Here is an 8,674-nt window from a genome sequence, read left to right as displayed (position 1 = left end):
GTTCCCGGACGTGAGTCCGGGAACCGGCCCTCCTGTTCGGTGCCGCGGTGTCTCCTACTGGCCGAAGCCGTAGGAGAACAGGTGGTCGGTGCCCGTCTGGCCGGTCACCGGCAGCGTGACCGATGCCACCTGCTTGGACGGGTCCAGCGGGACCTTCGTGGCGAAGACGTAGGTCTTCACGTTGTCCCGGCCGCCGCTCCCGGTGTTCCGGTAGGTCGTCGTGACGGCCGTCGTGTCACCCGGCAGCGGCTTGCTCGGTCCGCCGTTGAGCGTCCAGTCCGAGAAGCCGACCGTCGCCCGGGAGGTGGTGCCGTCGGTGTAGGTGACGGTCAGTGTGCCGGAGACCCCACTGCCGTCGGTCGGCGCGTTGACCGCCGCGCCCAGCAGACCGAGCGACGCACCCGAGGTGCCGGCGGGCATGGGGATGGTCTGGCCGGCCATCTCCAGGTTGTCGGGCTGCCCGGACGTCACCGTCGGCCAGAGGTAGGAGATGCCGTCGACCGTGAGGGGGGAGCCGCTGGTGACGCCGGCCGCCGCCAGCGCGTTCTGCGAGAAGGCCCAGCCGCCGCCGTCGAAGCCGCCCGAGAAACCGCTGCCGTCGGGGTAGATGCCCTCGTTGGTGTCGTACGGCCACAGTGCACCGGCCTTGGCCACGGCCACGCGCAGGACCGCCCCCGGCAGTGCCGCTCCGGTGGCGTGGTCGGTCAGGGCGAAGGCGACCGGGTAGGTCCCCTCGTCCGTGCCCGCCGTCACGTGGACCTTCGCCTCGCCGCTGCCCGAGGCGGGCACGGTCAGCGAGCCGGACGCGGTGTCCAGGGTGACGCCGGTGGGCGCCGTCGCCGTCCAGTCGACCGTGACGGCCTGGCCGCCGAGGTTGGTCAGGTCGAGGGTGCCGTCATCGCCCGTGCCCGGCTGGAGGACCAGGCCGTTGCTGGGGCCGGTCGCCGCCAGTACCCGCCCCCCGCCCGTGGTGTCCGAGGGCGGCACCGCCGACGGGCCGGACGCCCAGGAGGTGTCGGGCTCGGTACCGAGCGTGAAGTCCAGGGCGCCGGCGCCCTTGAACTGCTGGTACGTCAGCCAGGAGGTGTTCCATGCCTTGCCCTTGACGCCGAGCGACTGCACGTACGGCGCGTCGGGCGCGGCCTGCGGGGCGTTGATCCGCACGGTCTTCCCGCCGAGGGTCACCTGGGCCGCCGGGAACACCGGGCTGCCGAGCACCAGGGTGTCCGCGCCCGGGGTCTCCGGGTACAGGCCCAGCTCGGACCAGACGTACCAGGAGCTCATGGCTCCGAGGTCGTCGTTGCCGAACGAGCCGACCGGCGCGTTGAAGTACAGGTCCTGCTGGGCCTCACGGACGGCCGCCTGGGTCTTCCACGGCTCGCCGGTGTAGTCGTACTCCCAGGGGATCTCCACGCTGGGCTCGTTGCTCAGGTCGGCGTCGGTGCTGCCGGGGCTCGTGATGTCGTCGAGCAGGCTGTCCAGGTAGGACGAGTACGCCTTGGTGCCGCCGCGTGCCTGGATGAGCTGCTTCAGGTTGAAGGGGACCATGGGGGTGTACTGGGCGGAGGTGCCCTCCACGAAGCCGTTGGAGGTGCCGGGGGTGAAACCGCCCGCGAACTGGCCGTCCTTGTTCTTGGCCTGGAGGTAGCCGGTCCCCGGGTTGAAGACGTTCATCCAGTCCTGGGCGCGGGTGGCGAACTTCTCGTAGACGGACGTCTTGCCGAGCGACTTGGCGAAGGCGGCGAGGGCGTAGTCGGCGGAGTCGTACTCCAGTTGGGTGGAGACCGGGCCGTAGAAGTTGCAGCAGCCGTAGCTCTCGTCCAGCGGAAGGTTGCCCTTCGCGTCCCGCACCGACTCGCCGGGACGGTCGTTGTTCGGGACGGTGGCCTCGTGCTGGAGGGCCGCGAGGGCCTTGTCCGTGTCGAAGTCCGTGGCGCCGAAGGCATACGCGCCGGCGATGATGCCGTCGGCCGGGTCACCGACCATCACGTAGCTCTCGCCGTTGTTCGAGGCCCACTTGGGCAGCAGGCCCGTCTGGTCGTAGCCGTTGAGCATCGAGGTGACGACGTCGCTCGCGACCTTGGGCTCGACCATCGCCATCAGCTGGGTCTGGGAGCGGTAGGTGTCCCAGCCGGAGTAGGTGGCGTACTGGGCCTTCTGCCCCTTGGCCAGCTTGTGGACCTGGTTGTCCATGCCCATGTACTGGCCGTTGGCGTCGGAGAAGACGTTCGGGTGCAGCAGCGCGTGGTAGAGCGCGGTGTAGAACTGCGTCTGCTGGTCGGCGGAACCGCCGCCCACCTGGATGTTCTTCAGCACCGTGTTCCAGGCGTCGTGGTTGGCCCGCTCGACGGTACCGAGGTTCCAGTTCCCGATCTCGCGGGCGAGGTTGTCCGCCGCGTTCGCGTCGCTCGTGTACGAGATGCCGACCTTCGCCGTGACCGTGGTGTTCGAGGAGGTGTCGAAGGTCAGGTACATGCCGTTGGCGCCGGTCGTGGGCGGCTGGGCGGCCGCGGCGGCCTTGGACAGCCGGGAGGCGGCACTGGCGCTCGGGGCCGCGGAGGCCGTGGCGGAGGCCTTGGCGGCGTTCCCGTGGACCGTCGGGGCCGGCTTCGCCGGGACGGTGAAGTGCTTCTCCTTCAGCGGCTTCGACGTGGACTTCCGCGGGGTCTGGCTGACCTTGCCCGCCTTCAGCGACTTCGCGTCGGGGGTGATGGTGCTGCCGACCCAGGTGCCGCTCGCGGTGAACGGCTGGTCGAACTTGATGTCGAAGTGGAGTGTGTACCGGTTGTTCGCGCCGCAGAAGTGACCGCTGTCGATCGCGCCGCTGATCTCCTTGCTGTTCACCACCTGGACGCGGGTTCCGTCGACCTGGGTGGCGCCCCCGCTGAGCTTGAACAGCAGGTTCGCCTGCTGCCCCGAGGGGAAGGTGAAGCTGCCCAGCCCGGCGCGGGTGGTGTCGGTCAGCTCGGTGCTGACCCCGTTGGCGTCGGTGACCTTGTAGGACCCGATGCCGGCCTGCTCCTTGTCGTGCCCGAAGCCGACGGACGTGCTGCCGAGGTCACCCGACAGGGCACCGGTCACCGGCAGGACGGGCAGGTCGCCCGCGACGGGGCAGCCGGGTCCGGAGACGTGGGTGAGGCTGAAGCCGGAGATCTTGCTGTCGGCGTACTCGTAGCCGCCGCCGTCGGGGCGGTGGGGCGTGGTGTCGGGGCCCCACTGCACCATGCCGGCCGGCATGTCGGGGCCGGGGAAGGTGTCCACCGCACCGGAGGTGCCGATGAGGGGGTTGACGAGGGACGCGGGGTCCTTCACGAGGGGCGGCGTCGCGTTGCCCGCGGCCTGGGCGCTTCCGATCGCCGGAAGCGGAAGGGCTGCCATGCCCAGGACGCAGACCACAACGAGGCGTCGGCGGAATCCTGCTCGGTCGGCTGGTGCTGCTGAACGTCGGGGTCTCACCATCGGTTGCCTCCGCAGCGGTTCGTGCTTCGCACATCAGGTGTCGGCGCGCCGAAAAACACCGGAATGCCGGCGACAGGCAACGGTTCGAGTCGCTCCCACGGCCTGACAACGTTGCCATGCACGAGTGTCGAGTGAAACGCCTGTGCTTGTGGCGTGTCAACGAGGCCAACAAGACTTTCTGCGTGCGAAGTTCACGCACGGCCGGGTAGCGAGCCCCCGGCGGCCGCACCCCGGTCGGCCCGTCCACGCGGGCCCGCGCCGTCGAGGACGCGAGCCCGCCTTCGGCGCGGGAGGGACCCAGAGCCGCGCCGAACCGTGCGATTCCTTGCGGGAGTTACGACTCCCCGGCAAAGGCTTCTTTCTCGGCGCGGGCGGGTTCCGGCCGACGCGCTTTCCCTACGCCCGTCCTCACCCCTCGTCGCGCAGCTGGGCCGCCAGGGAGGCCAGGGACTCGGTCTCCTCGGTGTGGCCCAGGGGGGTGAGGCGGGAGATCGCCGCGTCGAGGCGGGTGAGGGCGGGGGCGGGGCGCTCCAGGTAGAGGCCCTCCACGACGGACGCGAGCCGGACGCACTCGGCCCACTCGCCCGCGTGGCCGTCGTCCGGTCCCGGTTCACCGAGCAGGGTGAGGGCCCTGTCCAGCGCGGCCAGGGCGGTCTCGTACTCACCGGCGTAGGCGTTGACCCGTCCGTGTTCGTAGGCGAGGGCACTGTCCAGGGAGCGGTCGCGGGCCTCGAACTCCGCGGCGCGGGCCTCGTCGGCGACCCGGCCCGCGTCGGCGAGGACGGCGAGGGCGTCGGCCAGGCCCTCGGCCCCCTGCCGCTGGGTCTGGAGGCGGGCGAGTTCACGCAGGCAGCTGCTGAGCTGCTCGTAGCGCGGGGCCCGGGCATGGGCGGCGAGGGCCTGGTCCGCGGCCTCGCGGGCCCGTCCGAACTCGCCGGACTCGGCGAGGAGTACGGCGGTCTCCGCGGCGATCATGGCGTGGCTCCCGGGGTCGTCGTCCCAGCCGGCCGACTCGGCCGCGAGGGCGGCGAACTCCGCCGTGGCGGCCTTGAGGTCCTCCCCCGCGTGCAGCGCGCGGGCGCGGTACAGGCGCAGCTGGGCGACGAGCCGGTCGTCCAGCTGTCCGGCGGCGACGTCCGGTTCGGTCAGGAGGGAGTCGAGCAGCGCGATGCAGTCCTCGACGCGGCCCAGTTCGAGGCTGAGCTGGGCGGCGTTGCCGTAGGTGCAGAACGCGTCCGTCCGGCTGCCGTGGCGCAGGTCCAGCTCCGCTGAGCGCGACAGGTGCCGCAGCGCCTCGTCGGGGCGGCCCAGGCGCAGGCAGGCCTGGGCCAGATCGCCGTGGAGACGTGCGGTGCCGCCGGAGTCGGACGGCCAGTCGGCGGCCAGCCGCAGCCCCTCGGCCAGGTCCGCGTGCGCGGCCTGCGCGTCTCCGAGGCCGAGCCGGAGCCGACCGCGCAGGCCGAGCGTGCGGGGCAGGTGCCAGGCGGGGCCGTCCGCCCTCAGCCGGTCGAGGAGGGCGTCGATCTCCGTGACCGCGGTGGGCAGATCGCCGGAGAGGGCGTGGGTACTGGCCCGCAGCAGGTGGGCGCCGGAGACCTGGCCGGTGATGTCGTGCCGGGTGGCGAAGGCGAGCAGCAGGTCCACCTCGGCGAGCACCGGCGCGATGTGCTCCTCGTCCCTCGTCTCCTGCAGCCGCAGGCCGAGCGCGCTCGCCCGCAGCCGCAGCACACGGGCCTCCTGGTACGGGGCGAGATCGGGCGTCTCCGCCTGCAGACGGACGAGGGCCGCGTAGGCGGCGGTCAGCGCGGCGGCCTTCGCCTCGGCTCCGTCGCCGCCCTCCGCGGGGACATCCCCCGTGGGGAGCAGGGCGCAGGCGCGGGCGAGTGCCGCGTGACCTGGCGCTCCGGCCTCGTCGTACAGATTCGCGGCCTCCTCCCACAGGGCGGCCGCCTTGTCGAACTCGTCCTTCTCGCCCACCTGGCCCGCCTCGTCGGCCAGCAGGTCCGCGCGCAGGTGTTCGAGCGGTCCCACGGCCGGGTCGTCGGGGTGGGCGTAGCCGGGGGCGGCGACGAGGGTGCGCAGCCGGGCCCAGCAGGCCGTCGCGTCCGGATGCCCCTGCTTCTCCGACTCCCTTGCGCGCAGGATGAGTTCGGCCAGCGACTCAGGGACGGCGGTGGCGGATGCGGAGGGTACGACGGCCGGGGCCACGTCGTCGAGACCGCGGGCGCGCAGGGTCAGCTCCAGTGCGTCCAGGAGGGGTGCACGGTCGAGGCGGGCGGTGCGCCGGTCGGTGTGGGCCGTGGTTGCGTTGCGGGCGTCGAAGCGCGCGGCGAGGTCGGCGGCGCGGCCGCGTACCTCGGCGCGCAGGCCGGCCACCGTCCAGGTGCGGCCCGCGTATCCGGCGGCGGGCAGGTCGCCGTGGCCGAGGAGTTCGACGCGCTGGAGGAGGACCTCGACGCCGGTGAGGAAGCCGACGAGGTCCAGCGGCGAGTCGACGTCGTCGAACAGGGACCGGTTCTCGGCGAGGAGTTCCAGGCCGCGTGCCTCGTTGCCGGTCAGCGCGCAGAACTCCAGGTGCCGGCCGACCTCGCCGGACATCGCGGGATTGCGGCGGCAGGCACGGTAGCCGGTGAGGTGCAGCTCGCGAGCCCGGTCGGTGCGGCCGGTGCGCAGCAGGGGAAGCAGCGCGTAGGAGACGGACCGGGCGGGCTCCTCCTGGCAGGACTCCTTCCCGGCCAGGACGGGCTCCCAGATGCGCAGCGCCCGCTCGTCGTCGCCCGCCGCGAGGTGGTACAGGGCGCGCTCGCAGATCTCGCAGGCCTCGCAGTCGCTGAGCTTGGTACGGGTCCGTCCGGCCCACAGCTCGTAGGCCAGGTCGGTGTCCTCGCCGATGTGGGCGGCGAGATGGTACGCCTGTCCGTAGTAGGGCTGGAGTTCGAGATCGGCCTTCTCGTACCGGTCGCGCATCTCGGTCAGCCACTGGCGCAGGCTGGCCAGAGGTATCTCGGGCAGGGCGAGCAGGGCGACGGCGACCCACTTGAACCGCCAGAACAGCGTGTGCCGCAGCCGCTCGTCGAAGACGTCGGGCTGCTCGTCGAAGAGGGTGAGCACGCGGGCGAAGACGACGGGCGACTTCCTGGGCTCGGAGCCGTAGTTGTACGCCTTCTGGAGTGCGAAGAGCGCGTGGACCAGCGGGCGGGGCTCCGCGAACTGCTCGGCGGCGTCGACCAGTTCCTCGGCGGTGACGGTGCGGGTACGGCCGTAGGGGCGCCGGTCGTTCTCCTGGAGCGCCCGGTACAGCTCGTCCGTGTTCTGGGGATGGGGTGCGGTCGGCATCGTCAGCTGTCCTTGCGGAGGGCGTGGGCGAGGAGGTCGAGGAAGGAGCGGTTGATGAGGCTCGACTCGGCGGGCCTGAGCGGGCGCCGGGACAGCATCGCGGCCTGCCCGTAGAGGGCTTCGGCGCTGGTGCGGGCCAGTTCGGGCTCGTCGATGGTGACCGCGGTACGGACCAGCGGGTTGAGCTGGTTGAGGATCAGCTGGGCCCGCGGGGCCTCCTGCCTCAGGTGTCCGAGGATGTCGCCCCAGATGCCGCCCTGCTGTTCGCGGGCGAGCTGGGAGCGGGTGCGCTCGTGCCGGGCCTCGCGGCTGTCGAGGAGGAGGGCGGGGGCCGAGGCGGGCTGGAAGGTGCGCAGCGCGACGTCGCAGTCGAAGACGGCGAGGGCGTCACGGGCCTGGGCCAGGTAGGCCGCGGCGGCGAGTTCCGTCTCCCGGTCGACGGGGTCGAGGTGGGCGGTGAGCGTGGCCGGGTCGAGGTCGGCGACACTGACCTCGGGCCTGATCTCCGGCAGCCGGTGGACCAGTTCACGGTCGTAGGTGTAGCCGCCGTTGACGACGCCGAGTCCGGCGGCCGAGGCGATCGCGGCGACCTGCCGGAACTCCTCCACGCTGGAGGTGACGAGCACGGTGCGGTGGGTGCGCGCGAACTCGTCGAGCGTGGCGTGTCCGGCGGTGGTCTCGAACGGCAGCCAGGGCAGCAGCATCCGCAGGATCTCGTCGTCGTGCACGGCGAGGGACTTCACGGCCAGGTGGTGGGCCTGGAGGAAACGGCCGAGGAGGTCCGGGTCGCTGGCGGCGGTCCGGGCGATCCAGGCGCGCAGCCGTTCGGCGAGGGCGTCCCGGACCGCGGCGAGGGTGTCGTCCTCGTACAGGGACTCGCGGGACGCGGTCGGGCGCAGGCTCTCGGCGTCGAGGACGCAGCGGACGAAGAACGCCCATTCGGGCAGGATCTCCTGGGCCTGCTCGGACAGCAGCATGCCCTTGACGTGCACGCGGTGGCCGTGGCGGCGCCCGGCCGGCACCGTCTCGGGGAGCACGCACGCGATGCCCTTCAGGCCGACGGCCGGCAGGTCCAGTTCGATGGTGTCCAGCGGCGTGAACCCGAAGATCTCCTCGCCGTACGCGGCCAGCGCCCGCGAGCGTGCTCCCGGCGTGGGGTAGGTACGCGCCCAGGGTGCGGGCTCGGGGTTGACGGGTGCACCCGGGCCGCCGGTGCCGCCGTCGAAGGTCACCGGGTGGCGCAGCAGGGAGCCGAAGTGCCGGGCCAGCGCCTGCACCTGGACCGGGCGGGTCCACTCGCCCGTGTCGGCGCGGGGTGTCAGCGTGACGGTGGTGCCGGGCCGTGGGCGGGCGGAGGCGGGCAGGGTGCGCACCGAGTAGCTGCCGTCGCCGCGTCCCCGCCACTCCACGGCGGGGGCGCCGGGGGTGCGGGCGGACCGGCTCAGCACCTGGATCTCGTCCGCGACCAAAAAGCAGGAGAGCAGGCCGATGCCGAACTGGCCGATGAAGTCGGCGCGTTGCTCGGCGATCTGCTCGGTCCGCTTGCTGCTGCGGCCGATCGTGGCGAGGAAGGTGTGCACATCGGCCTCGGTGAGGCCGACGCCGTCGTCCTCCACCCGGACCACCGAACCGTCGGCGTACAGACGGATGCCGAACGCACCGGCGGCCGCGTCCGGTTCGAGGGCGTGCCGGGCGGTCAGCGCGTCCACCGCGTTCTGCAGGAGCTCGCGCAGGTAGACGCGGGGGCTGGAGTAGAGATGGTGGGAGAGGAGGTCGACGAGGCCGCGCAGATCCACCTGGAAGGTGCGGTCGGCGCCGGCCGGGCTCGAAGGGGTGTCGGGCAGAGTCATCGGGCAGTCCGGGGTGAGGTGAGCGACGG

General features: G+C 72.4%; 3 protein-coding genes. All 3 read right to left on the bottom strand.

Features of this window, described 5'->3' with window-relative positions:
* Positions 1 to 54 precede the first annotated feature (54 nt).
* Positions 55 to 3,378 carry a lectin gene (locus ACFWXC_RS47790; protein WP_384489640.1) on the bottom strand — a complete coding sequence of 1,108 codons (3,324 nt, stop codon included), beginning with the start codon at positions 3,376 to 3,378 and terminating at the stop codon, positions 55 to 57.
* A 489-nt stretch (positions 3,379 to 3,867) separates the two neighbouring features.
* The gene (locus ACFWXC_RS47785) at positions 3,868 to 6,795 is read right to left on the bottom strand and encodes a hypothetical protein (RefSeq protein WP_384489638.1); all 2,928 of its coding nucleotides are present in this window, start codon (positions 6,793 to 6,795) and stop codon (positions 3,868 to 3,870) included.
* A 2-nt stretch (positions 6,796 to 6,797) separates the two neighbouring features.
* The gene (locus ACFWXC_RS47780) at positions 6,798 to 8,645 is read right to left on the bottom strand and encodes an HSP90 family protein (protein ID WP_384489636.1); all 1,848 of its coding nucleotides are present in this window, start codon (positions 8,643 to 8,645) and stop codon (positions 6,798 to 6,800) included.
* Positions 8,646 to 8,674 lie beyond the last annotated feature (29 nt).

Source organism: Streptomyces sp. NPDC058683, from assembly GCF_042716195.1.
Classification (GTDB): domain Bacteria; phylum Actinomycetota; class Actinomycetes; order Streptomycetales; family Streptomycetaceae; genus Streptomyces.
This window is presented reverse-complemented; position numbering and strand designations above follow the sequence as displayed.